This window comes from Methylobacterium sp. Leaf117, assembly GCF_001422985.1.
Classification (GTDB): Bacteria; Pseudomonadota; Alphaproteobacteria; order Rhizobiales; family Beijerinckiaceae; genus Methylobacterium.
Genome location: NZ_LMNL01000002.1, coordinates 54,355 through 80,605, shown reverse-complemented (window position 1 = coordinate 80,605; position 26,251 = coordinate 54,355). Strand labels below are relative to the sequence as shown.

Annotated in this window: 22 protein-coding genes and 1 tRNA gene; 16 read left to right on the top strand and 7 right to left on the bottom strand. The window is 69.0% G+C overall.

Going from position 1 to position 26,251, the window contains the following annotated elements; all coding sequences use genetic code 11:
* The first annotated feature begins 18 nt into the window (after positions 1-18).
* Positions 19-1,188 carry an MFS transporter gene (locus tag ASF57_RS04150; RefSeq protein WP_056182866.1) on the top strand — a complete coding sequence of 390 codons (1,170 nt, stop codon included), beginning with the start codon at positions 19-21 and terminating at the stop codon, positions 1,186-1,188.
* A 22-nt stretch (positions 1,189-1,210) separates the two neighbouring features.
* On the opposite strand, the gene dinB is transcribed toward ASF57_RS04150, so the two are convergent.
* Positions 1,211-2,299 (bottom strand): DNA polymerase IV, encoded by a 1,089-nt coding sequence (gene dinB / locus ASF57_RS04145; RefSeq protein ID WP_056480406.1) that lies wholly within the window; start codon positions 2,297-2,299, stop codon positions 1,211-1,213.
* Positions 2,300-2,509: 210 nt separating this feature from the next.
* On the opposite strand from dinB, the gene ASF57_RS04140 reads away from it, so the two are divergent.
* From ASF57_RS04140 to ASF57_RS04130, 3 genes are all read left to right on the top strand, one after another.
* On the top strand, positions 2,510-3,664 hold the full coding sequence (locus tag ASF57_RS04140) for a hypothetical protein (RefSeq protein WP_056480404.1): 1,155 nt from the start codon (positions 2,510-2,512) through the stop codon (positions 3,662-3,664).
* Positions 3,665-3,768: 104 nt separating this feature from the next.
* Entirely contained in the window at positions 3,769-6,162 is a 2,394-nt protein-coding gene (locus ASF57_RS04135) for a xanthine dehydrogenase family protein molybdopterin-binding subunit (protein WP_244476803.1), read from the top strand.
* A 169-nt stretch (positions 6,163-6,331) separates the two neighbouring features.
* Positions 6,332-6,862 (top strand): phosphate-starvation-inducible PsiE family protein, encoded by a 531-nt coding sequence (locus ASF57_RS04130; RefSeq protein WP_056182859.1) that lies wholly within the window; start codon positions 6,332-6,334, stop codon positions 6,860-6,862.
* A gap of 80 nt (positions 6,863-6,942) precedes the next feature.
* Here ASF57_RS04130 and ASF57_RS04125 read toward each other — a convergent pair whose 3' ends face one another.
* Both ASF57_RS04125 and ASF57_RS04120 read right to left on the bottom strand, forming a co-directional pair.
* Positions 6,943-7,455: a winged helix DNA-binding protein gene (locus tag ASF57_RS04125; RefSeq protein ID WP_056182990.1), complete on the bottom strand. Its 513-nt coding sequence runs from the start codon at positions 7,453-7,455 to the stop codon at positions 6,943-6,945.
* Positions 7,456-7,620: 165 nt separating this feature from the next.
* Positions 7,621-8,088 carry a DUF6163 family protein gene (locus tag ASF57_RS04120; RefSeq protein WP_056480401.1) on the bottom strand — a complete coding sequence of 156 codons (468 nt, stop codon included), beginning with the start codon at positions 8,086-8,088 and terminating at the stop codon, positions 7,621-7,623.
* Positions 8,089-8,433: 345 nt separating this feature from the next.
* Here ASF57_RS04120 and ASF57_RS04115 point away from each other — a divergent pair, with 345 nt between their 5' ends.
* The 5 genes from ASF57_RS04115 to ASF57_RS04095 all read left to right on the top strand — a co-directional run bounded on the left by ASF57_RS04115 (position 8,434) and on the right by ASF57_RS04095 (position 11,954).
* A complete protein-coding gene (locus ASF57_RS04115) occupies positions 8,434-8,772 on the top strand; it encodes a hypothetical protein (protein ID WP_056480398.1) in 339 nt (112 codons plus the stop codon).
* 187 nt (positions 8,773-8,959) lie between these two features.
* Positions 8,960-10,018 (top strand): porphobilinogen synthase, encoded by a 1,059-nt coding sequence (gene hemB / locus ASF57_RS04110; RefSeq protein ID WP_056182851.1) that lies wholly within the window; start codon positions 8,960-8,962, stop codon positions 10,016-10,018.
* Between the two features lie 52 nt (positions 10,019-10,070).
* Positions 10,071-10,472, top strand: a complete 402-nt coding sequence (locus ASF57_RS04105) for a hypothetical protein (RefSeq protein ID WP_244476802.1) — start codon at positions 10,071-10,073, stop codon at positions 10,470-10,472.
* Between the two features lie 92 nt (positions 10,473-10,564).
* Positions 10,565-11,053 (top strand): RDD family protein, encoded by a 489-nt coding sequence (locus ASF57_RS04100; protein ID WP_056182987.1) that lies wholly within the window; start codon positions 10,565-10,567, stop codon positions 11,051-11,053.
* Positions 11,054-11,207: 154 nt separating this feature from the next.
* Positions 11,208-11,954, top strand: a complete 747-nt coding sequence (locus ASF57_RS04095) for an arginyltransferase (protein WP_056182845.1) — start codon at positions 11,208-11,210, stop codon at positions 11,952-11,954.
* A 19-nt stretch (positions 11,955-11,973) separates the two neighbouring features.
* Here ASF57_RS04095 and ASF57_RS04090 read toward each other — a convergent pair whose 3' ends face one another.
* Positions 11,974-14,115 carry a TonB-dependent siderophore receptor gene (locus ASF57_RS04090; RefSeq protein WP_056480392.1) on the bottom strand — a complete coding sequence of 714 codons (2,142 nt, stop codon included), beginning with the start codon at positions 14,113-14,115 and terminating at the stop codon, positions 11,974-11,976.
* A 288-nt stretch (positions 14,116-14,403) separates the two neighbouring features.
* Positions 14,404-16,581, bottom strand: a complete 2,178-nt coding sequence (locus tag ASF57_RS04085; RefSeq protein ID WP_082503669.1) for a TonB-dependent siderophore receptor — start codon at positions 16,579-16,581, stop codon at positions 14,404-14,406.
* Positions 16,582-17,014: 433 nt separating this feature from the next.
* Between ASF57_RS04085 and purB the strand changes: the two genes are divergently transcribed.
* The 5 genes from purB to ASF57_RS04060 all read left to right on the top strand — a co-directional run bounded on the left by purB (position 17,015) and on the right by ASF57_RS04060 (position 23,085).
* Positions 17,015-18,322: an adenylosuccinate lyase gene (gene purB, locus ASF57_RS04080; protein WP_056480389.1), complete on the top strand. Its 1,308-nt coding sequence runs from the start codon at positions 17,015-17,017 to the stop codon at positions 18,320-18,322.
* Positions 18,323-18,389: 67 nt separating this feature from the next.
* The gene (locus tag ASF57_RS04075; RefSeq protein ID WP_056480386.1) at positions 18,390-19,250 is read left to right on the top strand and encodes a D-amino-acid transaminase; all 861 of its coding nucleotides are present in this window, start codon (positions 18,390-18,392) and stop codon (positions 19,248-19,250) included.
* A gap of 303 nt (positions 19,251-19,553) precedes the next feature.
* A complete protein-coding gene (locus ASF57_RS04070; RefSeq protein ID WP_056480383.1) occupies positions 19,554-19,919 on the top strand; it encodes a hypothetical protein in 366 nt (121 codons plus the stop codon).
* Between the two features lie 184 nt (positions 19,920-20,103).
* On the top strand, positions 20,104-21,396 hold the full coding sequence (locus ASF57_RS04065; protein WP_056182826.1) for an adenylosuccinate synthase: 1,293 nt from the start codon (positions 20,104-20,106) through the stop codon (positions 21,394-21,396).
* Positions 21,397-21,540: 144 nt separating this feature from the next.
* Positions 21,541-23,085 carry a hypothetical protein gene (locus ASF57_RS04060; RefSeq protein WP_056480380.1) on the top strand — a complete coding sequence of 515 codons (1,545 nt, stop codon included), beginning with the start codon at positions 21,541-21,543 and terminating at the stop codon, positions 23,083-23,085.
* 113 nt (positions 23,086-23,198) lie between these two features.
* Here ASF57_RS04060 and rpoH read toward each other — a convergent pair whose 3' ends face one another.
* Together rpoH and ASF57_RS04050 are read right to left on the bottom strand one after the other, a co-directional pair.
* The gene (gene rpoH / locus ASF57_RS04055; protein WP_056182819.1) at positions 23,199-24,089 is read right to left on the bottom strand and encodes an RNA polymerase sigma factor RpoH; all 891 of its coding nucleotides are present in this window, start codon (positions 24,087-24,089) and stop codon (positions 23,199-23,201) included.
* Positions 24,090-24,337: 248 nt separating this feature from the next.
* A complete protein-coding gene (locus ASF57_RS04050) occupies positions 24,338-25,324 on the bottom strand; it encodes an RluA family pseudouridine synthase (protein ID WP_056480511.1) in 987 nt (328 codons plus the stop codon).
* Between the two features lie 312 nt (positions 25,325-25,636).
* Here ASF57_RS04050 and ASF57_RS04045 point away from each other — a divergent pair.
* Together ASF57_RS04045 and ASF57_RS04040 are read left to right on the top strand one after the other, a co-directional pair.
* Positions 25,637-25,711 (top strand) — tRNA-Glu (locus tag ASF57_RS04045).
* Between the two features lie 140 nt (positions 25,712-25,851).
* Positions 25,852-26,121 (top strand): hypothetical protein, encoded by a 270-nt coding sequence (locus ASF57_RS04040; RefSeq protein ID WP_056182816.1) that lies wholly within the window; start codon positions 25,852-25,854, stop codon positions 26,119-26,121.
* Positions 26,122-26,251: the final 130 nt, after the last annotated feature.

The window sequence follows — 26,251 nt, the reverse complement described above, 5'->3', positions numbered from 1 at the left end:
GTGCCGGGACGTCATGCCATGACCCTCCATCCATCCCTGCTGGCCCTGGCCATCGGTGCCTTCGGCATCGGCGTCACAGAGTTCACCCCGATGGGTATGCTGCCGCTGATCGCGAGCGATCTCGGGGTCTCGATCCCGACGGCGGGGCTGCTGGTCAGCGCCTATGCGCTCGGCGTCCTGATCGGGGCACCGCTGATGACCCTGGGCTTCGCCCGGATGCCGCGACGCGCCCTTCTGGTCGGCCTCATGGGGATCTTCACCCTGGGCAACCTGCTCTCGGCGCTCGCCGACAGCTACACGATGCTGCTCGGCGCCCGGATCGTCACCTCGTTCAATCATGGAGCCTTCTTCGGCATCGGCTCGGTGGTGGCGGCCGGCCTCGTGCCGCCCGAGCGTCGCGCGGCCGCCGTCGCGGCGATGTTCTCAGGCCTGACCATCGCGACCATCGGGGGCGTGCCGCTCGCCGCCTGGGTCGGCGAGGCACTGGGCTGGCGCGCGGCCTTCTGGGGCATCGCCGGCATCGGCGTGATCGCGATGGTGTCGCTGCGGCTGGCCCTGCCGCCGCTGCCCGTCGCGGACGCGCCCGACATGGGTTCGGAACTGCGCGTCGTCGCCCGCGCCCCGGTCCTCGCCGCCCTGGCCCTCACGGTGCTGGGGTCGAGCGCGATGTTCACGGTCTTCACCTACATCGTCCCGATCCTGCGCATCGAGGCGGGGGCGGGTGCCGCCTTCGTCAGCGCCATGCTGGTGATCTACGGCGTCGGACTGACGGTCGGGAACTGGGCCGGCGGCCGTCTGGCCGACCGCTCTGTGGACGGCACCATCATGGCGTCGCTGCTGGCGCTGATTGTCCTGCTCCTGCTGTTCGCGCCCGGCATGACCTCGCGGCTGAGCGCGGCGCCGCTGATCTTCCTGTGGGGCATCGCGAGCTTCGCCCTGGTGCCGCCCCTGCAGATGCGGGTGATGGCCGAGGCGGATCGCGCCCCCAACCTCGCCTCGGCGCTGAACATCGGCGCCTTCAATCTCGGCAACGCGATCGGTGCGGCCCTCGGCGGCGGCGTGATCGATCTCGGCTGGGGCTATCCGGCGGTCTCGGTCGCGGGAGCCGCGATGGCGGCGCTCGGCCTCGCGCTGATCGTCGTCCTGCGGCGCGGCCGGCGCATCGCCGTGGCGACGGCCTGCCCGTGAAGCCGGCCTGCCGACGCACGCCTCAGAGGCCGAGCCCGAGCTGTCGCGGCTCCGGAGCCGGTCCGTGCTCCAGGGCCGAGAGCGAGACGCCGAGCAGGCGGACGCTGCGCCGGAGCGGAAACAGGTCGCGCAGGAGCACCCGCACGATCTCTTCCAACGAGGCGCGGTCGGCGACGAAGCCCGCCAGCGAGCGGGCGCGGGTGATCTGCTCGAAATCCGCGAACTTCACCTTCAGGGTCACGGTACGGGCGCGGACCTCCTTGGCGGCGGCCGCCCCCCAGACCTTATCGAGCAGGGGGACGAGGCGGCCCGCGAGCACGTCGTAATCCGCCGAATCCTCCGAAAAGGTGTTCTCCGCCCCGATCGATTTGCGCACCCGGTTCACCCGCACGGGCCGTTCGTCGATCCCGCGCGAGACGCCGTAGTAATAGGGGGCGGCGGCGCCGAACCGCGTCGTCAGGGCGTCGAGGCTCAGGGCGCGGAGGTCTCGCCCGGTCAGGATGCCGAGCGCCTTCATGCGCGCCTCGGTGACGGGGCCGATCCCGTGGAAGCGCCCGATGGCCAGGTCCTCGACGAAGCCGGGCCCCATCGCGGGGGTGATGACGAAGAGGGCGTCGGGCTTGCGGAAGTCGGACGCCACCTTGGCCAGGAACTTGTTGTAGGAGACGCCCGCCGAGGCCACGAGCCCGGTCTGGGCGCGGATCGAGGCCCGGATCGCGCGAGCCACCGCGGTGGCGGTGGGCAGCCCCTGCCGGTTTCGCGTCACGTCGAGATAGGCCTCGTCGAGGGCGACCGGCTCGATCAGGTCGGTATGCTCGGCAAAGACCGTCCGGATCTGCTCCGAGATCCCGCGGTAGACCTCGAAGCGCGGCTTGACGAAGACGAGGTCGGGACAGAGCCGGCGCGCCGTCACCGAGGGCATGGCCGAGCGTACCCCGAAGGCCCGCGCCTCGTAGCTCGCCGCCGCCACCACGCCGCGCTCGCGCGATCCCCCCACCGCCACCGGGCGTCCTCGCAGGGCGGGATCGTCACGCTGTTCCACGGAGGCGTAGAACGCGTCCATGTCGATGTGGATGATCTTGCGGATCGCGTCCGCCTCGCCCGGGTCCATCGCGGACGCCCCTCCCGATCGTTTCGCCCGTGTTCGTGGTCTGTTCGCAGAATCCCGGTCTCGGCGCGGGAATCAAGCCCGGTGGCGTTCCGATCCACGGCGTAACCGACGCAGCGTGTGCGGGGGGCTCGCCGCCGGCCGAGGGCTGCCGCATAAGGGCGGCCAGGACAGCCGAAGCGCCGGCTTCGCGATTCGCCCGAGGACAGGTTCTTGAACATCACCCAGATCACCCACCACGACCTCGACGGCTACGGTGCCTCGACCGTCGCGGGCCAGTTCGTCGACGTCGCCCGCATCGTCCACGTGCCGCGCTATTCCGATGTCGGCCCCGTGGTCGAGACCGAGCTGAAGCGCCTCGGCAAGGTGGCGGTGCCGGAGATGATCCTGATGACCGACCTCGGCCTCGAGGCGGTGGCCGTCACCTTCATCCGCAACTTCGCCGCCCTCAACCGTCGCCGCGAGCCGGAGGCCCGCCACAAGCTGATCGTGCTCGACCACCACGCCTCGTCGGTCGACCAGATGCGGGCGCAGAATCTCGCGCCGGAGGCCGATGCCGAGGTGCCGGGCCTGCTGCGCTTCGATCTCGAAGACCCCGACGTCGTCGTGCTGATCGACGAGACCCGCTGCGCCACCCGCATGGCCTACGAGCACCGGGCGCTCTACGCGGCCCGCGAGACCGGCGAGGACCCGATCCTCGGCGCGCTGGTGACGGCGGTCGATGCCGTCGATCTCTGGCGCAAGGACCGTCCCGAGTTCCGCATCGGCCTCAGCCTCGACGAGGTGTTCTGGGACAACGTCTCGAACCTGGTGCCGATCGGCCATCCCTGGCACGACCGCTTCGTCGGCGACCTCCTCCTCGGGGTGGCGCGCCTCCTCGGCGACGGCGCCACCCCGGCCGTCATCGAGGGGCAGGTGCCCGCCCTGCGCAAGGCCATCCTCGACGCCTATCTGGCCGATGCGCCCGACGACGACCGCAGCCTCACCACCCGCATGCGAATCGCCCGGGTGCTGGCCCGTTCGGACCTGTTCCACCCCCTGTCGGACGGCACGCTGATGTCCTTCGGGCTCGATTCCGGCACCTTCCAGCGCGTCTCCGACCTCATCATGGAGAGCGGCCGGGCCAAGCGCGTCCTCAACGTGCAGCGGGCGGGCACCATGTCGTTCCGCTCGAACAACGAGACCGCCCTCGACGGCGCCCGGCGCTTCCGCGGCGGCGGCCACAAGGATGCGGCCGGTGGCAAGCTGACCAGCGGCTCGGCCTTCTCCCTGGCGGACGCCATCGCGCAGGTCGAACCGGTGCTCAATCCGCCGGCTGCCGATCCCGCGCTCAGCCCCTTCGCGGCCTTGAAGAACTGGAAGGGCTGAGTCGGCGGGACACGCGCCTCGGGCGATTTCTGTCCGGGCGACATCTGCCGGAGCGACTTCGGTCCGGGCGACTTCAGTCCGGGCGACTTCGGTCTGAGCAATCGATGTCTGAGCGACTCGGGGTCGCGCCCTGGACCGCGGCGGTGCCCCCGCCGGTTCTCCTCGCGGCAGGCGAGGAAAACCCGATGGGAAGCGAGAACCCGATGGGAAGTGAGAACCCGATGGGGAGACCGACCGACGCGCGCGACCGTCCCACCCCGCTCGGCCAGCCCCATCCGCGCGTCGAGGGCGCCGCCAAGGTCACCGGGGTCGCGCTCTACGCCTCCGACACGCGGTTGCCGCGCCTCGCCCACGCGGCCCTGGTCACCAGCACCATCCCGCGCGGGCGGATCACCGGCTTCGATCTGGCCGCCGCCGAGGCGGTCCCGGGCTGCCTGCGCATCTTCACCCACCGGGATTTCGCCGGCGCGATCCGCCCGGTGAAGCACCTGATGGCGGGCGGCCACGCCAATAGCGGGCATCGGCCGCTGGACTCGGATGCAGTCGCGTATGCGGGCCAGATCGTCGCCCTGGTGGTGGCGGACACCGTCGAGGCCGCCCGCGAGGCGGCCGCCCGCGCGGTCGTGCATTATCGACGCGACGATTTCGCCGACGGCTTCGATGCACCGGGCTCCGAGACGGTGCGGCTCGCGGATCTCAAGCCGAAGCACCACGACCCGCGCCGCGGCGACGCCGACTCGGCCCTGGCGGCGGCCGAGGTCACGGTCGCCGCGCGCTACGAGACGCCGATCCAGCACCACAACCCGATCGAGCTGTTCACCACCACCTGCGCCTGGGACGGCCCGCGCCTCACCGTCTACGAACCCTCGCGCTACATCGGCGCGGTCCGGCACGGGCTCGCCGCCCAGCTCGGCCTCGACCCCGCCGACATCCGCGTGGTGGCGGGACTGATCGGCGGGCATTTCGGCGCGAAGTTCGGCCTGGCCCAATACACCGCGCCGGTCGCTCTCGCGGCCCGCACCCTGGGCCGGCCGGTCTCCCTGGTGCCCAGCCGGCGCGATTGCTTCACCATCGCCAATTACCGGCCCGAGACCCGGCACGACCTCCGCCTCGACGCCACCCGTGACGGGCGCTTCACCGCCCTGGTGCACGAGGCCGAGGTGATCGCCTCGCGCTTCGACCCCTTCGCCATGGAGGGCACCGACGTCACCGCGAGCCTCTATGCCTGCCCCAACGTCCGCACCGACGAGCGCGCCGCCCGGGTCGACCGCAACACGCCGGGGCCGATGCGGGCGCCCCCGGAGGTGCCCTACCTGTTCGCCCTGGAGAGCGCCGTCGACGAGATGGCGCATGCGCTCAAGCTCGATCCCATCGCGCTGCGCCGGCGCAACGACACGCTGACCGATCCGATCTCCGGCAAGCCGTTCTCCTCACGCCCCCTGATGGCCTGCTTCGAAGCCGGCGCCGAAGCCTTCGGCTGGGCCGAGCGCGACCCGGAACCCGGACGGATGCGGGACGGCCCCTGGCGCATCGGCCTCGGCTGCGCCGCCTCGGTGCGCCCGGTGAAGATCGCCCCCGCGACGATGCGGATCGGCCTCGGACCCGACGGACGCGCCATCGTGGCCAGCGCGCACCACGAGATCGGCAACGGCATCACCACTCTCCTGGCGCTTGGCGCCGCCGAATGGCTCGGCCTCCTGCCCGAGGCCGTGACGGTCCGCCTCGGCGACACCGATCTGCCGGCCGCCGGCCTATCGGGCGGCTCGTCCACCACCACGAGCCTGCTCCACACCCTGGCGCAGGGCTGCGAATCGCTGCGGGTCCGCCTCGCCGAAGCCGCCGTGGCCGGGCCGCTGGCCGGAGCCGATCCCGCCAGCCTTCGCCTCGAGTCCGGCCGCCTCGCGGCGCCGGACGGGCGCGCCTGTCCGCTGGACATGCTCGTCGCCGGCCTCGACCCGAGCGGGATCGAGACCGTTGCGGCCTTCACCCCCGAGGGCTCCGGTCCCGAAGCCCTGGAGGCGATCGGATCGGGCCGGATGGCGCTGGGCACCGGTGCGGGCAGCCAAGCCGTATCCTGGGCCTTCGGGGCACAGTTCGCGCGGGTGCAGGTTCATGCCGAGACGGGCGAGATCCGGGTGGCGCGCCTCCTCGGCGCCTTCGCGGCCGGGCGCGTGCTCAACCCCCTTACCGCCCGGAGCCAGCTCACCGGCGGCATGATCTGGGGGCTCGGCTCGGCGCTGCTGGAGGAGACCATCCTCGACCGGGGCCATTACCGCAACGCCGACCTCGCCGAGTACCTCGTCGCCACCGCCGCCGATGCGCCCGAGATCGAGGCGCTGTTCGTGCCCGACCCCGACGACACCGTGAACCCCCTCGGACTCAAGGGGCTCGGCGAACTCGGCATCATCGGCGTCAACGCGGCCATCGCCAACGCGGTGTTCCATGCCACCGGCCGGCGCATCCGCGCCCTGCCGATCCGGGTGGAGGACATGCTGTGACCGGGACGCGCGACGTGGGCGCCGGCCGGCCCCCGGCCTGCCCCACGCCTTCGTGACCGGAGCGACCGGATTCATGGCCCGTGGCGGGCCGATTCTCACCGGGGAGCACCCTGGACGCCCGGACGCCGATCCTGTCTGATCGGGACAATCACGCGGGGGAGAGCGCGCCATGTCCGACGAGCGGGACGATCAGGGCCGGCTGACGCGCGCGGCGAGCTTCATCTTCCTCCACACCGAGCACGCGATCTACGCGGCGCTCGGCGCGCTCCTCGCCCTCACCGCCCTCGTCGCCCTGATCGATGCCGCCCAGCTGACCTGGAGCGCGCTGCGCAGCCTCGGCGGTGCCGATCAGATCCTGGAGGTGGTGGACCGTCTGCTGTTCCTGCTGATGCTCATCGAGATCCTGCACACGGTGCGGGTGTCGATGCGCTCGGGCAAGCTGACCTGCGAGCCGTTCCTGATCGTCGGGCTGATCGCGTCGATCCGGCGGGTGCTGGTGATCACCCTGCAATCGTCGGAGATCACCCACGCCAAGGACTGGTCACCCGAGAAGCAGGCCTTGTTCCAGGCCTCGATGATCGAGCTCGGCGTCCTCGCCGGACTGATCCTCACCATGGTGCTGGCGATCTTCATGCTCCACCGCGCCCGCGACGACGGCAAGCCCGCCGGCGAGGAGACCCACGAACAGGCCGGCGCCTGAAGTTTGTCGGGGATCCGTGGAAACCGTTTATCCCGACAACAGGAACGAAAGACTGGAGAGTGCCAGGCCGGAGGCGTGGCCTAGAGGCGGTAGCGGATCTGGTCGGTCCAGAAGCGCTCCAGGCGGGTGAGCGCGGTGTTGAGGCGGCCGAAATCGTCGTCGGAGATGCCGCCGATCGGCTGGATGGTGCGGGCGTGCTTGTCGTACAGGGTCTGGATGATGTCGTGGACCTGGCGGCCTTTGTCGGTGAGGCTGATGCGGACCGAGCGGCGGTCGGTCTTCGAGCGGGCATGGTGCAGGTAGCCGGCCTCGACGAGCTTCTTGACGTTGTAGGAGACGTTCGAGCCGAGATAGTAACCCTTGGTGCGCAGCTCGCTCGCGGTCAGCTCCTTGTCGCCGATGTTGTAGAGGAGCAGGGCCTGGACGCTGTTGACGTCCTCGCGCTCGCGGCGCTCGAACTCGTCCTTGATCACGTCGAGGAGGCGGCGATGCAGGCGCTCGACGAGGTGCAGGGCCTCCAGATACGAGCCGTGTGCCGGGGCGGTCTCGGGAGCGGTGTTGGTCTTGCTAACCTTCGCAGCCTGGGACTTCATCATGGGCCTCATCAGGTATCGATGCTTCAGGGCCGGTGTTCTTTGCCACCGCTCATGAAGCCAAACTAGAGCGCCGCAGGTGAAAGACGGTTTAAGCGATAGGATGAATTTGCGATTTACCTCTCTGGGTAAATACAAGATGAAACCAATCCCGTAACCGGTCGTTTACCGGATTTCTCGCGCCGCCAGGAAGGAAAAGATAAAATACACCGCAATAATCCCCGCTTGTATTGCCAAGTATGGTGTCGCGACCGGCAGCAGTTGCGGAGTTAGGACTGCGAGCGTCAACCCACTGGTGGCGGCCAGCAGCCAGACCACGCCGCCCCAGGCGCTGGTGAGCCAGAGGCCGACCGCCGCCATCGGGTCGAGCACCGCGAAATAGACGATCACGCTCTGGCGCCCGATCGACTCCGATTCGAAGGGTCTGAAACCCGGAATGACGTCGAGGATGCTGGCCCAGGTGATTACGGCCTTCGTCAGCCAGCACAGGGCGACGGCGCGCATGAACCAGATCAGCACCACGTCCCAGCCAGTGCGGGGCAATTGCGAGGACCGCTCGATCCGGTCGCCGCCGCCCTCGACGTTGCGGCCGCGGATTTCGCGGGGGCCGGGAATCTTGGTCAAGCCGCGCACGCGAAGCCTCGTCTCATCGGTCGTCTCATCGCTCGAACGCTCCGTTGCGGGTTGGCTCAGGGCCGTTTCGTCTCGGCCGGGTCGGTCCGGGCCGCCTGTCCCGGACTGTCCGGTGGCTCGGCCGCCATCGTCCCCCCTCACGGGAGGGCCTGTTTAGACGAGGTTTTGGCGCGCGACGTCAATTGCTGCCCCTGGGCGTGGGCGACGTGACGAAGGCGGCAGGGCATGCGAACCGCCGACTCCTGCGGCGGGACGGTGGATGTGACCGGTTCCGGTCAGAAATCTCTCACCCATGAGCGATATGCTCACGCCTGACGTTGCCGGTCCTCTCGCGCGAGTCTTGCGATGAAATACAGTTCGCTCACGCTCTGCACCCTGATCGCAAACGATTCCATCCGTCTCCTGGTCATCTGCCTTGTCGTCGCTTGCGGGATGATGGTGACCCATGGTCCCGAGGCGAACGAATTTGTTTTGCGCTGGGATGTCGCGAAATTCGTCTCCGGGGGGATCGGCGGGATGCTTGCGTCCTTCGTGCTCGGGATTTTTCGGGTTCGCGGGATTTTTCGGGTTCGGCAATGGTCCCGATCCCGCTCCGCGTTGTTGCAGCGAATGGCCGAGACTCCCCCCGAAACCTGGCGCAAGCAATATCGCGACTGGAGCCGCAAGCTGGACCTGCAGGATTAGGGCCGGGCGTTGCGCCCCTTTGGCAGGCTCGGCGGGGTTCGGGCCACGCTTGTGCGCGATGCGGTCCTCCATGGGCTTGCCCCCGCATCCCTGCGTCGGCAATGCGGGTTTCGAAGGCTTTTCGGGATGTGATAGGCCCGTGGCCCTCCGCCCGGGCCGTGGCCCGGCTCCATCGAGTTCGAGCACGATGACCCACGCACCAGCGACCCCGCGTCCCCTGGCGGTCGAGACGGCACAGGAATCCGCCCGCGCGCCGGGCCTCGGCATCACCCAGCGCCCGCGCCGCAACCGCAAGGCCGAGTGGTCGCGCCGCCTCGTGCGCGAGCATACGCTGACGGTGGATGATCTGATCTGGCCGCTCTTCGTCATCGAGGGGACCGGCCGGCGCGAGCCCATCGCCTCGATGCCGGGGGTCGAGCGCCTCAGCGTCGACGAGGTGGTGCGCGACGCCGAGCGGGCGGCCCGCCTCGGCATTCCCGCGATCTCGTTCTTTCCCTACACCGAGCCAGGCCTGCGCGATCCCACCGGCTCGGAATCGCTCAATCGCGACAACCTCGTCTGCCGGGCGGTGCGGGCGGTGAAGGCGGCGGTGCCGGAGCTCGGCCTGATGACCGACGTCGCCCTCGATCCTTATACCAGCCACGGCCATGACGGCCTCCTCGAGGATGGCGCCATCCTCAACGACGAGACCGTCGCCCTGCTGGTGGAGCAGAGCCTGATCCAGGCGGAGGCCGGCACCGACATCATCGCGCCCTCCGACATGATGGATGGGCGCGTCGGCGCCATCCGGGCCGGGCTCGACCGGGCCGGATTTCGCGATGTCCAGATCATGGCCTACGCGGCCAAGTATGCCAGCGCCTTCTACGGTCCGTTCCGGGATGCGATCGGCACCCAGGCGGCGCTGGTCGGAGACAAGCGCACCTATCAGATGGACCCGGGCAATTCCGACGAGGCCATCCGGGAGGTCGCCCTCGACCTCGCCGAAGGCGCCGATTCGGTGATGGTGAAGCCCGGCCTGCCCTATCTCGATATCATCCGCCGGGTGAAGGACGAATTCGCCGTGCCGACCTTCGCCTACCAGGTGTCGGGTGAGTACGCGATGATCGAGGCCGCCGCCCGCAACGGCTGGCTCGACGGCGACCGCGCCATGGTCGAGAGCCTGCTGGCCTTCAAGCGCGCCGGCGCCGACGGCGTCCTCACCTACTACGCGCTGCGGGTCGCCGAGCGGCTGCGCGCCGGCGCGTGAGGACATGCACGTGAGGACATGCACGTGAGGCCGGGCGCGTGAGGACATGCACGTGAGGCCATGCGTTCTCGCGCTGGGGCTTGCGCTGCTCGTGAGCCTCGGTGCCTGCGAGAGTTCGGTCGATCGCCAGCGCGCTCAGATCTGCCGGCGCGTCGTGCCCGCTTTGGCGCCCCCCGAGACCGAGGTGAAGCTGCTCCGCATCGGCACGGGCGCGACTCTGGACGACGTGCGGGTCGACTACGCGGTGGCGGGCCGGCCCGGTCAGGCGGCGCGCCAGCGCTGGGTCACCTGCAGCTTCGGGTCCGGAGCCGAACTGCTCGGCCTCGCCACGGAGACCGGCCCGGTCAACGGTGCCCGCCTCTTTCTCCTGCGCCACTACTATCTCGACACCCCGGAGGCGGCCGTCGCCGATCCGGGGGTGCGGACCTCGCCGGCCGGCCGCGCGGCGCCCTGAAAACGCCGATCTTGAGAGTTGCGCAGGCCACGCCCATCTCTCGCCTGAGATGTCCGCCGCCGCCGCTCGGGGGCGACACCCAGGAGCGCCCCATGCGCGAGACGCAAAGCCCCTACGCCGATCGCGTCCAGACCGGCTACGCCCCCCAATTCCCGATCCCCTATGTCCGGGGCAGCCTCGGCGCGCGCTTCGTCGCCTACCTCCTCGACATCCTGTTCATCTTCGGCTTCACCGCCCTCCTGACCCTGGCGATCACGGTGATCGGCGTGCTCACCTTCGGCCTCGGCTGGACCCTGTTCGCCGTCCTGCCGGCGAGCGGCATCCTCTACAGCGCGATCACGGTGGGGGGCGCGGCCCAGAGCACCTGGGGCATGCGCATGATGGGACTGCGCGTCGTGGCTCCCGAGAGCGGCACCCGGGTGGACTACCTCACGGCGGCGATCCACGCCCTGCTGTTCTACGTGGCGGTGGCCTCGGCCTTCCTGCTGTGGATGCTGGATGTCGGTATCGGCCTCGTGCGGGCCGACCGGCGCCTCGGGCACGACCTGCTTCTCGGGCTCGCCGTGGTGCGGGCCGGCTGAGCCTCTCCGGGACAGCGTCGGATCGCGAGATCTGACGGGTTTCATACGAAATCGTCGCGGACGCCTCAGGGGGGTGTTGAGCCCGCCCGCGTTGCGGATACACTCAAGTCTTGGGGGCCGCGGCGCCCCCTCGCGCGGCGAGCGACAGACAAGCGTGACGAGCCATTCCCGGGACACCCCGCAATTCTACCTGACGGCGCCCTCGCCGTGCCCGTACCTGCCGGGTCAGGAGGAGCGCAAGGTCTTCACCCATCTCGTCGGCCGCCGGGCCCGGGACCTCAACGAGATCCTGACGCAGGGGGGCTTCCGCCGCTCGCAGACCATCGCCTACCGGCCGGCCTGCGAATCCTGTCGCGCCTGCATCTCGGTGCGGGTGGTGGTGGCCGATTTCCAGCCCTCGGGCAGCCAGCGCCGCATCCTCCAGCGCAACGCCGACCTTGTCGGCACGCCGGAGCCCAATCGGCCGGCCTCCGAGCAATACGCGCTGTTCCGGCGCTATCTCGATGCCCGCCACGGCGACGGCGGCATGGTCGACATGACCGTGCTCGACTACGCCATGATGATCGAGGACAGCCACGTCGACACCCATCTGGTGACGTATCGCCGACGCGGACCCGACACCGCGATCAACGGGCGCGGTACTGGCCCGACCGTGGCCCTGTGCCTGACCGACGTTCTCGCCGACGGCCTGTCGATGGTCTACTCGTTCTACGATCCGGCCGAGGCGAACCGCTCGCTCGGCACCTACATGATCCTCGATCACATCCGCCGCGCGGCCGATCTCGGCCTGCCCTATCTCTACCTCGGCTACTGGGTCGAGGGCTCCCGCAAGATGGACTACAAGGCCCGCTTCACCCCGCAGGAGCGGCTGATGGGGCCGGGCTGGCAGCGGGTGGAGTAGTCCACCCGCCGCGTGACCGTCAGAACCGCGCGACGATCTGCGCCCGGATGGTGCGCGGCGCGCCCGGCGTGAGGTTCTGGTTGTTGTCGGCCGTGTAGATGTAGCGCCGGTCGAACAGGTTCTCGATGTTCACCTGCGCGCGGACCGATTCGGTGATGTTGTAGAATAGTCCGAGATCGAAGCGGGTGTAGCTCGGCAGCCGCACGGAATCGTCCGAGGTGGCGAAGGTGTGGGTCTGGTGGATCACCCCGATGCCGATGCCGAGTTCGCGGGTGATGTCGAACTTGTTCCACAGCGAGATGCTGTTGAACGGCACCAGCCCGACGGTGTTGCCCTTCACGATGGTCGTCGAGACGTTGCTGTCGATGCGGGCATCGGTGAAGGCATAGCCGCCGGCGATCTGCCACCAATCGGTGACGTAGCCGTTGGCGCCGATCTCGGCCCCCTGGGTGTTGGTCCTGCCCGAGAGGATGAAGAAGCCCGCGTTGTTCGGGTCGTTGAGTCGCTGGTTGGTGCGGTCGAGGTTGTAGAGCGCGCCGGTGACCTGGAAGGTCGGGGTGACGTCATATTTCACGCCCACCTCGAGGTTCTGGAAGCCCTCCGGTCTGGCGATGACGAGACCCGGCGTGAACGCGCCGATCTGGTCGCCCGAGGACGGCAGGTAGGACACGCTGTAGCTGCCGTAGAAGGCGAGGTTCTCCAGCGGCTTGATCACCAGGCCGGCGCGCGGCGAGACGAGGTTGTCGACCCGCTCGTTGGTCAGGCCGGTGGCGCGGCCCTGCGAGGAGAAATCGAAGTAGTCGTAGCGCAGGCCGCCGACGATCTGGACGTACTCGTTGAGGTCGATCTGGTCCTGGGCATAGGCCGCGGCCAGACCGAGATCGTAGCGGACATTGGCGTCCGTGGTGCCGTTGTTGCGGAACGTCACCGGTGCCCGGGTGATCGGCGCGAGTGGGTTCACCACCACGCTGGTCACGAGGCTGTTGCCGGTGTTGAAGAACGCGGTCTGCCGGAAGGCGAGACCCTCCTGGTAGCCGAGCTCGAAGCCGGCCAGCAGGGTGTGCTTCACCGTGCCGGTGAGGAACTTGTAGGTGAAGTCGTTCTGGCTGAAGTAGTTGGTCCGGTCGGTCTCGTTGCGGTAGCCGGTGATCGGCACCTGCGTGCCCGCGGCGTTGACCGGCGCCCCCGGCAGGGTGTTGGCGTAGAAGCGGTTGTAATCGGCAAAGCGCAGCTGGTTGCGCATCTGCACGCCGGACTCGAAGGTGTGGTCGAGGGTCGCCGTGGCGATGTTGGCATCGACCCGGGTGGTGTTGACGTCCGGGTTGCCGAAGAACGTGCGGGTGTTGTTCCGGTAATTGTACGGCCGGCCGTTCTGCGAGGGGATGCCGCGATCCGGGAAGCGGTCGTCGTGGAAGAACTCGTACGAGAGCTTCAGGGTGGTGGCCGGGCCGAGCAGGAAGGTCATCGTCGGATTGATGCCGTAGCGCTGCAGGTCGCCGAACTGTCGGTAGGTCTGGCTGTCTTCGAACATGCCGTTGAGGCGGAAGAACACGCTGTCGCTGATGCGGTCGCCCACATCGAGCGCCACCCGCTTCTGGTTGAACTGGCCGCCGCCGGCCACGATCTCGCGCACCCGCAGGCCGTCGGCTTCCTTAAGGACGCGGTTGATCACGCCGCCGCCGCCGCCGCGCCCGAAGATCAGCGAATCTGGCCCCTTCAGCACCTCGATGCGCTCGATGTTGTAGAGATCGCGGAAGTACTGGACGTCGTCGCGCACGCCGTTGACGAAGAAGTCCGCGTTGGTCTTCTGCCCGCGGATGATCACCTCATCGCGGTTGTTCTCGCCCTGGGCCGGGATCACGCCCGGCACGTAGCGCAGCTGCTCGGTGAGGTTCTGGACGTTCTGGTCCCGGATCTGCTGGCGGCTCACGACGGTGATCGATTGCGGCGTGTCGAGGAGCGGCGTGTCGGTCTTGGTCGCGCTCCGGGTGGCGCGGGTCAGGTAGCCTACCGTGTTGCCGCGCACGCCCTCGATGCTGAGCTGGTCCAGGGTCACGGCCGTGCCCTCGGGCAGGAGCGCCGGCTGCGCCCGGGCCACCGTCGCCAGCGCCGTCCCGCACAGGAAGGTTGCGAGGAACCGCGATGCTGCTCCAATGTTCATGATCGTACTGCCCGCTCGAGAGACCGTGTCTTGTTGATTTTGCGCCCCCGAAATCAGTCGATGGGCACGGCGCACCCTTTGAAGGGGGTCTAAGACAGGATCAAGCGAGCCCGGTGGCCTTTCCGGGTCTTTGTTTTACAGAGCTTCTAAGAAGCACTCGAAACAGTCTGCCAAGGCCTTTGCAACATTTGGCAAAGTCCCTTCGGATTTTAGTCCTGGAAATATTCCAGAGTGGGACGATCTGGCAAGACTTGTTGCATGAATGCAACGCTGCGCCGGTCGGCCGTTTCAGAAGCGGGCCACGACCTGCGCGCGGATCAGGCGCGGCGCGCCCGGGCTGATGTTGTTGTTGCCGTCGGCGGTGGCGATGTAGCCGCGATCGAACAGGTTCTCGATGTTGAGCTGCGCCCGCACGCCGTCGGTGACCTGATAGAACAGCCCGAGGTCGAATCGGGTGTAGCCCGGCAGCCGCACGGTGTCGTCGGAGGCTGCGAAGCTGTGCGTCTGGTGGACGAAGCCGATGCCGATGCCGAAGTCCCGCGTCACGTCGAACTTGTTCCACAGGGTGAAGGCGTTGAAGGGAACCAGGCCCACTTGGTTGCCGGCCCTGACGGAGGTCCCGCCGATGTTGAAGCCCTTGACGATGCGGGCATCGGTGAAGGCGTAGCCGCCGGCGATCTGCCACCACTCGGTGACGAAGCCGTTGGCGCCGATCTCCGCCCCCTGCGTGCTGGTCTGGCCGCTGGTGATGAAGAAGCCGGCATTGTTCGGGTCGGCGAGGCGCTGGTTGATGCGATCGAGATTGTAGAGCGCGCCGGTGAGCTGGAGCGTCGGCGCGACGTCGACCTTCACGCCCACCTCGGTGTTCTCGAAGCGCTCCGGCTTGGCGATCGCCAGACCGGGGGTCAGGGCGTTGAACTGGTCGCCCGAGGACGGCAGGTAGGAGATGCTGTAGCTGGCATAGAAGGCGAGCGTCTCGACGGGCTTCAGGACGAGCCCGAGCCGGGGCGACAGCAGGTCGTCGACGCGGGCATTGGTGACGGTGGAGCGCCGGTCCGTGGCCGCGAAGTCGAAATGATCGTAGCGCAGCCCGCCGATGAACTGCAGGTGCGGCCCGATCTCGATCTGGTCCTGGGCATAGATTGCCGCGAGGCCGAGGTCGTAGCGGGTGTCGGCCCCGCTCGCGATGTTGCGGAATGTGACGGGTACGCGGCTCACCGGCGAGAGCGGATTCACCACCAGGGCCTGGGTGCCGGTGGTGGCGAAGAAGCCGTCCTGACGGAAGGTCAGTCCCTCCTGGTAGCCGAGTTCGAAACCCCCGAGCAGCGTGTGCTTCAGGAGCCCGGTCTCGAAGCGGTAGGTGAAGTCGGTCTGGCTGAAAGAGTTCGTCCGGGGTGAGTCGGTGTTGTAGGCTGCCAGGGTCAGGGCCGTACCGGCGGCATTGACGGCGCCGGCACGGCCGATGTTCGGATAGACGTTCTGGTAGAACTTCGCATAATCGGCGAAGCGCAGCTTGCTCTGCATCGTGACACCGGACTCGAAGGCGTGATCGAGGGTCGCGGTGGCGATGTGGGCATCGACCCGGGCATAGCTGAGGTCGGGATTGCCGAAGAACGTCGCGATGTTCTGGCGGTAGCGATAGGGCCGGCCGAACTGGGAGGGGATGCCCCGATCCGCCGTCCGGTCGTCGTGGAAGTACTCGTAGGACAGCTTCAGGGTCGTGGCCGGACCGAGCAGGACGGTCAGGGTCGGGTTGATGCCATAGCGGCGCAGGTCGACGAAGTCGCGATAGGTGCCGCTGTCCTCGAACATCGCGTTGAGGCGGAAGAACACGCTGTCGCTGTCGCCGACGCGGTCGCTTAGATCGACGGCGACCCGCTTGGTGCCGTAGGCGCCCCCCAGGGCCACGACCTCGCGGAGCGGCACCCCGTCCGCCTCCTTGAGCACCCGGTTGATCACGCCGCCGCCGCCGCCGCGCCCGAAGATCATGGCGTTGGGACCCTTCAGCACCTCGATGCGCTGAACGTTGTAGAGATCGCGGAAATACTGGGCGTCGTCGCGGATGCCGTTGACGAAGAAGTCGGCATTCGAGCGTTGCCCCCGGATCACCACGTCGTCGCGGTTGCCCTCGCCCTGGTGCGCCACCACCCCCGGGACGTAGCGGATCGCATCCGCGATGCTCTGGATGCCCTGGTCGCGGATCTGCTGCTGGGTGACGACCGTGACCGATTGCGGGGTATCGAGCAGGGGCGTGTCGGTCTTCGTCGCGGTCCGCATCCGGGTGGTCAGGTAACTAACGGTGGTGCCGGGGCTCCCCTCGACGTGGATCTGGTCGAGAGCGACGGCGTGTTCCTGTTCCTGTGCCAGCGCCGCCGTGCCGAGGCCGGTGTTGTCCAAGGCCACGGCGCCGAGAAGCACCGCGCGCCAGACGGCGATGCGGCGGAAGCCATCGGATGTGCGCGGCATGGGCGGTCTCGTCGGTGCAGGAGCGATGCGAATCAAGACAAGCAACGTCCGCCGCGGGACGGGCTTGTATTGGATCTGTACGATTCGGTATTGCAACGAACCGACGCTCACCAGTCGTCTGAGACTGGTATAGTCTGGAGTTGGTCCAGAGTGGTGTCGGGATCTTCCGCGTAAGCGCGTGCAACAAAAGACAAATACCTCTAGGATCAGGTTCCTGGAATGAGTCCAGCTCCGTCCCGAAAGCCGCCGCCTGATGCCAAAATGCTGCACTGCGGTAGGTCGCAGGCGTTGCGCTTCGTGCGGGACGGCGTCGGCGCCGGCCGGGGGCGTGCGTTGAGCGCGGTCGCCGCCCATGCTAGGCGCGCCTGATCCCGTTGCCCTTCCCTACGGCCCGTCACACGGCCGGTTCCGACGCGTTGACCGAGGCGCCCGCATGATCCCCCGCTACAGCCGCCCCGAGATGACCGCGATCTGGTCGCCCGAATCGCGTTTCCGGATCTGGTTCGAGATCGAGGCCCACGCCACCACGGCGCTGGCCGAACTCGGCGTGGTTCCGAAGGAGGCCGCCGACACCATCTGGGAGAAGGGCCGCGACGCGGTCTTCGACGTGGCCCGCATCGACGCCATCGAGGCGGTGACCAAGCACGACGTCATCGCGTTCCTGACGCATCTGGCCGAGATCGTCGGACCCGAGGCGCGCTTTGTCCACCAGGGCATGACCTCGTCGGACGTGCTCGACACCTGCCTCAACGTGCAGCTCGTGCGCGCCGCCGACCTGCTGATCAAGGACGTCGATGCCCTGCTCGCCGCCCTCAAGCGCCGGGCTTTCGAGCACCGGATGACGCCGACCATCGGCCGCTCGCACGGTATCCACGCCGAGCCGGTCACCTTCGGTCTCAAGCTGGCCCAGGCCTACGCCGAGTTCGAGCGCAACCGCGCCCGCCTCGTCGCCGCGCGGGAGGAAATCGCCACCTGCGCCATCTCGGGCGCCGTCGGCACCTTCGCCAACATCGACCCGCGCGTGGAGGAATACGTCGCCAAGGCCATGGGCCTGACGCCGGAGCCGGTCTCGACCCAGGTCATTCCGCGCGACCGCCACGCCATGTTCTTCGCCATCCTGGGCGTCGTCGCCTCCTCGGTGGAGCGTCTGTCGATCGAGGTCCGCCATCTCCAGCGCACCGAGGTTCTGGAAGCGGAGGAGTTCTTCTCGGAGGGGCAGAAGGGCTCCTCGGCGATGCCGCACAAGCGCAACCCGGTGCTCACTGAAAACCTCACGGGTCTGGCCCGCATGGTGCGCAGCTACGCCCTGCCCGCCATGGAGAACGTCGCCCTCTGGCACGAGCGCGACATCTCGCACTCTTCGGTCGAGCGCATGATCGGCCCGGACGCCACCGTGACCCTCGATTTCGCGCTGGCGCGCCTCACCGGCGTCATCGACAAGCTGCTGATCTACCCCGAGACCATGCAGCGCAACCTCGACAAGCTCGGCGGCCTCGTCCACTCGCAGCGGGTGCTGCTGGCCCTGACCCAGGCCGGGGTCTCGCGCGAGGATGCCTACCGCCTGGTGCAGCGCAACGCGATGCCGGTCTGGCGCGGCGAGGGCGACTTTCTCACGCTCCTCAAGGCCGATGCCGACGTCACCGCGGCGCTGACTCCGCAGCAGATCGAGGAATGCTTCGATCTCGGCTATCACTTCAAGCACGTGGACACGATCTTTTCGCGGGTGTTCGAGGCCGCCTGATCCCCGCCCGCGCACGGTTCGTGCGTCCCAACGAAGACCCGTAGTTCCGGTCAGAAGAGGTCAGCCCGTGTCCCAAGCCCGCATCGTCTACCTCAACGGCGCCTTCCTGCCCTTCGCCGAGGCGCGCGTGCCGATCATGGACCGGGGCTTCCTCTTCGCCGACGGAATCTACGAGGTCTCGGCGGTGCTCGACGGGCGCCTCGTCGACAACGAGGCGCATCTGGCCCGCCTCGACCGCTCGTTGGGTGAGATCGACATCGCCAACCCGCACACGATGGCCGAATGGATCGGCCTGCAGACCGATCTCGTCGCCCGCAACGGCCTCGCCGAGGGGCTGGTCTACATGCAGGTGACGCGCGGCGTGTACGAGCGCGACTTCGCCTATCCGCCGGCCGGCACCGCGCCCACCGTGATGATGTTCACGCAGGCCAAGACCGTGGCGGCCAACCCCCTGGCCGAGACCGGCGCCAAGATCATCACGGTGCCGGACCTGCGCTGGAAGCGCCGCGACATCAAGTCGGTGGCCCTGCTGGCCCAGGTGCTGGCCAAGCAGCAGGCCGCCGCCGCCGGGGTCGCCGAGGCCTGGATGGTCGAGGACGACGCCGTCACCGAGGGCTCGTCCTCGACGGCCTTCATCGTCACCAAGGGCGGCGCCCTGGTCACCCGCCCGCTCTCCACCGCACTCCTGCCCGGCATCACCCGCAAGGCGGTGCTGCGGCTCGCCGAGGAGGCCGGCCTCGCCCTGGAGGAACGCCTGTTCAGCGTCTCCGAGGCCCTGTCGGCGGCAGAAGCCTTCTATACCAGCGCCTCGGCCTTCGTGATGCCGGTGGTCTCGATCGATGGCCACGCGGTCGGCGAGGGCCGCCCCGGCCCGCACACCCGGCGCCTGCGCGAACTCTATCTCGCCATGGCGCGCGAGAGCGCCTGACCGTTCCCTTCGAGGCGTGGTCGGGGCCCTCCCCCAATGCGAGGGAGGGTGGTCGCGGAGCGACCGGGAGAGGGGGCGACCTCTCCGGATCCGGTGCTTCCTCGCACCCAACCCGCTTCGCGGGCCACCCTCTCCCGCAGCGGCGAGAGGGACGCGGATGATCGTTCGAACCTTTGCATCGGCTCCGAGAGGCATTCGCCTCCGCACAGGATCATCCTCCCATCACAGGACCGATACGGCAGGAACGCTTCCGTGCCCGGCTCTGTTCTCCCTCGAACCTCGCATCCGAGACAGGGAGATCCTATGCGCTCGATCCTCACCCTCGCGGTCGGCTTCGGCCTGATCGCCGGCGCTGCCTTCGCCCAGTCCCCCGACGCGCCCCTGAAGGGCCGCGACACCGACCCGGCCCTGCCGCCGCCGAACCAGACCATCCCGGACAAGATCCGGCCATCCGATGAGTCCTCGGGGCAGAACGCCCCCGGCACCAACGGGTCGGGGGACAAGGGCACCCTCAGCGATCGCCTGGAGAAGAGCGACGGCGTGATCAAGCCGCCCGGCAACGCGGCCCCCGGCATGGTGGTGACGCCGCCCGATCCGAATCCCGGCGGCATGCCGGTGATCAAGCCCGGTGACCTGCCGGGCCGCCAGCCCGGCACCGAGGCGCGCTGAACGGTCATACCCGTCCGTCCCAGCCGCCTATCCAAGCCGCCTATTTTAAGCCCGCCTATCCAAGCAGGAACGGGCGGCTTGCTTGATTTCCGCCCACGGATCGCGGAAAGACCCGAGGACAGCGAAAACGGTCCGCCCGACAGGTCGGGCCGCTTTCGCGCGGGCACGCACAGGTCTTGAGTGAATGGCAAACGTCGTCGTCGTAGGCGCCCAGTGGGGTGACGAAGGCAAGGGCAAGATCGTCGACTGGCTCTCCGAGCAGGCCGACGTGGTGGTCCGCTTCCAGGGCGGCCACAATGCCGGTCACACCCTCGTGGTCGACGGTGTGACCTACAAGCTGGCGCTGCTGCCTTCCGGCGTGGTCCGCGGCGGCAAGCTCTCGGTGATCGGCAACGGCGTCGTGGTCGATCCCTGGCATCTCGTGGACGAGATCGCCCGGCTCCAGGCCCAGGGCGTCGAGATCTCGCCCCGCACCCTGCGCATCGCCGACAACGCCACCCTGATCCTGCCGCTGCACCGCGAGCTCGACCATTTCCGCGAGACCTCCAACGCGGGTCTCAAGATCGGCACCACGAAGCGCGGCATCGGCCCCGCTTACGAGGACAAGGTCGGCCGCCGGGCCATCCGGGTGGTCGATCTCGCCGACGAGCACACTCTCGAGGCCAAGATCGAGCGGGTGCTGACCCACCACAACGCCCTGCGCCGGGGCCTCGGCATCGCCGAGGTCGATGCGGGCGCGCTGCTCTCCGAGCTGAAGGCGATCGCGCCGACGATCCTGCCCTACGCCGACACGGTGTGGAAGCTCCTCGACGACGAGCGCCGTGCCGGCAAGCGCATCCTGTTCGAGGGCGCCCAGGGCGCCCTCCTGGATGTCGACCACGGCACCTATCCGTTCGTGACCTCGTCGAACATCGTCGCCGCCCAGGCCGCGACGGGCTCCGGCATGGGTCCCTCGGCCATCGGCTACGTGCTGGGCATCGCCAAGGCCTACACCACCCGCGTCGGCGAAGGCCCCTTCCCCACCGAGCTGTTCGACGAGATCGGCGAGACCATCGGCGCCAAGGGCCGCGAGTTCGGCGTCAACACCGGACGCAAGCGGCGCTGCGGCTGGTTCGATGCGGTGCTGGTGCGCCAGACCGTGCGGACCTCCGGCATCGACGGCATCGCCCTGACCAAGCTCGACATCCTCGACGGGTTCGAGACCATCAAGGTCTGCACCGGCTACCGCCTCGACGGGCAGGTGGTCGACCACCTCCCCGCCAACCAGGCGGCCCAGGCCAAGGTCGAGCCGATCTACGAAACCATCGAGGGCTGGTCGGGCACCACGGCCGGCGCCCGCTCCTGGGCCGACCTGCCGGCCCAGGCGATCAAGTACGTGCGCCGGATCGAGGAGCTGATCGGCGCACCGGTGGCGCTGCTCTCGACCTCGCCGGAGCGCAACGACACCATCCTCATGCACAACCCCTTCGAGGATTGAGGCGGTTTCCGCTTGATGCACGGGCGATCGCGTAGGGATGATGCGGTCTCGATGGCCGTTCGGCCGCGCGGCGTCCCTTCGATCGGGGGAGAGCCGGACGACGCGGCCGTCCGGCCGCCGGCGAGAAGGCGGATCTGAGGCACGATGGCCGACTATTATCCACTGCTCGCACGGGCGCTCGACGCCATGCCCGACCGCTCCCTGGCCCTGCGCCAGGCGGTTTACGAGCGGGCGCGCGGGGCCCTGATCGGGCAGCTCCGCTCCCTCGATCCGCCCCTGTCCGAGGACGACATCGACCTGGAGCGCAATGCCCTTGAGGCGGCGATCCTGCGGCTGGAGCGCGACCATGGCGGCGTCGCGTCGGCACCGCCCGAGCCGGAACCGCCGGCCCCGGAACCGGAGCCCTTCCTGCCGAGCCCGGCCAACGATGCGAGCGATCTCCCGGAAGCGTCGTTGCCGGAAGCGTCCCCGCCGGGGCCGCGGCCATCTCAGGTAGGATCTTCCGAGCCGGCGGCGACCTTGCCGCCCGCTCCGCCGCCGAATCTCGGCGTGCCCCTGAGCCCGCCAGCCGCGCGCGCACCGGAACCGTCCCCCGAGGTCGCGCCGAGTTCCCCGCCGGAGCCGTTCCTGCCCGCGCCGCCGCCCGGCGCGGGATCGGCCGCGCCGGACGTGGTGCCGCCCCCCGTCCGCATCCAGCCGCGCAAGTCCAAGACGCCGCCCTTCCTGGGGCCTGACGCCGACGCCGAGGGGGCCGAGCCGGCGCCCGGTTCCGAGGAGGCCTCCGCCGACACCCTGGTGGTCGACGGGAACGGCCAGCGCCAGCGGCCCCGCATCGCGGTGGTCGGTCCGCGCACCGGCCGCTCCCGCCTCCTGCGCAACGTACTGGTGGGGAGCATCCTGATCGCGGTGATCGGTCTCATCGCGGTCGCCGCCTTCCTCCTGCGCGACAAGCCGGCCGACCTCCAGCCGATCGCCACCGAGCAGCAGGACGGGGCCCAGGACGGCGCGGATTCCAAGTTCGCCGACCGCGTCGGCGGCGATGCGGCGCCGGCCGAGCGCGCCGCGCCGGCCCGTCGCCCGGCGACCGTTCCCACGGCACCGACGCCCGCCGCCCCGTCGCAGGCCCAGCCGGACCTCGCCGTGACCCAGCGGGCGGTACTCTACGAGGAGAATGTCGGCGGCGGCGCCAATGCGGCGCCCAGCGCGACCCAGGGCCGGGTGGTCTGGCGCCTCGACACCGTGCCGGGCGAGCAGGGCCAGCCGTTGGAGACCGTCGTGAGGGCCACGGCCGAGTTTCCGGATGCGGGCCTCACCCTGGCGATGACCCTGCGGCGCAACCTCGACGCGACCCTGCCGGCCTCCCACACCATCGAACTCGCCTTCACGCCGAGCGGCCCGGCCGGCGCGCGCCACAACGTGCAGGATATCGGCCTGCTCCAGGGCGAGGACGAGGAGGGTGCGCGCGGCTCCCCGGTCTCCGGTCTGCCGGTCCGGGTCCGCGAAAACCTGTTCCTGATCGGGCTCTCGTCGCTGCCCAACGACATTGAGCGCAACACCGACATCCTGCTGCACAAGAACTGGTTCGACATCACCCTCAAGTTCGCCTCCGGTCCGCGCGGGATCGTGGCCTTCGAGAAGGGGACCGCCGGCACCCAGGTGCTGCAGAACGCCTTCGACCAGTGGCGCTAGGGCCGGCCGGGCGCGGAGCCTGATGCCGCTCCATCAACCGTTGGAATTGAGAAAGGCCCCCGGCATCGCTGCCGGGGGCCTTTTTCGAAGTCCATGCGACGGCGGGGACCGCCTCAGGCGTGCAACTCGGCCCGGGGAGCTTCGCGGGTCGCCAGGTTGCGCTTGACCGCTTCCTGAATCTTCTCGAAGGCCCGGACCTCGATCTGGCGGACGCGCTCGCGCGAGACGCCGAACTCGCCGGACAGGTCCTCCAGGGTGATCGGATCGTCGGCGAGGCGACGGGCCTCGAAGATCCGGCGCTCCCGCGGGTTGAGCACCGAGAGCGCGTCGCGCAGGGCCGAGAGGCGGTTCTGCCCCTCCTCCTCGCGCGCCAGCACGGTCTCCTGGCTCGGGCTGTTATCCACCAGCCAGTCCTGCCACTCGCCCTCGCCCTCCTCGCGCAGGGGCGCGTTGAGGGAGGTGTCGCCCGACAGGCGCCGGTTCATGTCGATCACCTCCTGCTCGGGCACACCGAGCTTGACGGCGATCTGGGCGACCTGATCCGGCTTGAGGTCACCCTCGTCGAGCGCCGAGATGCGGCCCTTGGCCTTGCGCAGGTTGAAGAACAGCTTCTTCTGGTTGGCGGTGGTGCCCATCTTCACGAGCGACCACGAGCGCAGGATGTATTCCTGGATCGCCGCCTTGATCCACCACATGGCGTAGGTGGCCAGACGGAAGCCCTTGTCGGGCTCGAAGCGCTTGACCGCCTGCATCAGGCCGACATTGCCCTCGGACACGACTTCGCCGATCGGCAGCCCGTAGCCTCGATAGCCCATGGCGATCTTGGCCACGAGGCGGAGATGGGACGTCACCAGACGATGCGCGGCGTTCCGGTCGCCCTTCTCGCGCCAGTTCTTGGCGAGCGTGAACTCCTCGTTCGGCTCGAGCATCGGGAACTTGCGGATCTCGTCGAGGTAGCGGGAGAGGCCACCCTCGGTGGCGAGCACTGGCAATGCGCCGGCCATGATCTTACCTCCTTGAAAGGACCCCCATCGGGGCGGTCCGGGCGAACCGCCGCTCCCTTGAGCCGACCGTCCGATTCCCTAGTCTAGCGGGAAACCGGGGGATTCGGGAAGGCGACGCGCAGGGCGAGTTCGTCTTCAACGCGCGGGACCTCGGTTGGGTCTGTGATGACACGAATGGCCGCAGCCCGCCGTGTCCTGGCGCACGCCCGCACCGGCTTGACTGTGACACTGCCGCTACGAGCCGAAGCTCAGCGTTTTGCGCTCAATTGCGCGATCAGGTCGGTCATGTCGGGCGGCAGCGGGCTCTCGAAATGCAGGGTCTCGCCGGTGCGCGGATGGGCGAATCCCAGCACGCTGGCATGCAGCGCCTGCCGGCCCAGGGTGTCGAGGGCCAGGCGCGCCTCCGGCGTGAGCCGGCTCGCCTTGGTCTTGAAGGCACCCCCATAGACCGTATCGCCCAGGAGCGGATGGCCCCGGTGGCTCAGATGCACGCGGATCTGATGGGTGCGCCCCGTCTCCAGCATGCAGCGCACCAGCGCCACCGGGGCCTCGGTGCCCAGGACCCTCTCCACCCGGTAATGCGTGATGGCGTGGCGACCGCCCTCCCCGCGCACCACCGCGATCTTCTCGCGATTGCGGACGCTGCGGGCGAGATTCGCCTCGATGGTCCCGACGCGCGGCTCGGGCACGCCCCAGGCCAGGGCCAGATAGGCCCGCTCGAGCGGGCCGGTGCGGCCGTGATCGGCGAACTGCGCCGTCAGCCCCGCATGGGCGAGGTCGTTCTTGGCCACCACCAGCAGGCCGCTGGTGTCCTTGTCGAGGCGATGGACGATGCCCGGCCGGCGCACGCCGCCGATGCCCGACAGGCTGTCGCCGCAATGGGCGATGAGCCCGTTCACCAGGGTCCCGGATTCATGGCCGGGCGCCGGGTGGACGACGAGGCCCGCCGGCTTGTCGATGACGATGAGGTCGTCGTCCTCGTACACGATGACGAGGTCGAGGGATTCGGCGCGCGGCTCCGGCGCCACCGCCTCGGGGATGGTCACGGCGAGTTCGGTGCCGGGGCCGACCTTGACGGACGGGTCCAGGCTGACGGCGCCGTTGCGGCGGACCTGCCCGGCCTTGACGAGATCCTGCAGGCGCGAGCGCGAGACGTCGGGGAAGATCCGCGCCAGGGCGCGGTCGAGGCGCTCGGTCGCGGCCTCCTCCCCGATCGTCGCGCGGCGTTCCGCGATCGTCGCGCGGCGCTCGCCGGTTGCGTCCTGATCGAGGGAGTCCTGATCGAGGGCGTCGTGATCCAGAACCTCGGCTTCGAGATCCAGCAAGTCCTGTCCCGAAACCGGGTCCTGTCCCGGCCCGAGGTGTTCCTGTCCCGACACGAGGTGTTCCTTTCCCGACAAGCGGCGTTTCCGAGGTTCAAAATGTCGCTTGGGCGACGCGGAGGCGATTTCGGCCCTTGTGGCGTCGCGCGACCCTCGCTATACGATCGCCCATCGGCCGGGAAGCACGGATCGCAGCAGCGATGACCGCGCCCCTCCCTCCGATCCGCGCCCATCGTCTAGCGGTTAGGACAGGTCCCTCTCACGGATCAGACCGGGGTTCGATTCCCCGTGGGCGCGCCAACAACTTTCCCCTGACGGTTCTCTTGTCGTCCGCGCCGCGATGAGGCTCGACCTGCGCCGGCACGCGGCGAAGCAGACGTCCGGCCACTAGGACAAGCTGTCCGGCTGACGGACTCGTCTCCCTCGTGCGATGAGCGGGCATGATCCGGGTCATCAAACACATCATCGTCGAGCCGACGGCGGACCAGATGGCGCGCCTCGGGCGTATCCAGGCCATCGTCGTCGCCACCTTCCCGGGCGCCACCACCGACATCGTTCCGGGTCTGCTGGACGACGACCTCGTGGTGGAGGTCCGACTGCCCCTCGACAACCTGAACGACTGGCGTGCGGCACGCGAGGCCTGGGGAGACTTCAGCCGCCTTGCAGCCCCGCTCCCAGGCCCGACCGACCCCGAGTCCGACGAAGCCTAACCCGCTGCGCCCGCCGGGCCTGCGCTGCGGCCGCCCCGGTCACCCCGTGGACGCATCACGCTTGCGTGATGCCGACCCCATCGATGACGCCGGGGACGGGTCGAAATCCTGCCCCGCCGTCGCGGCGGAC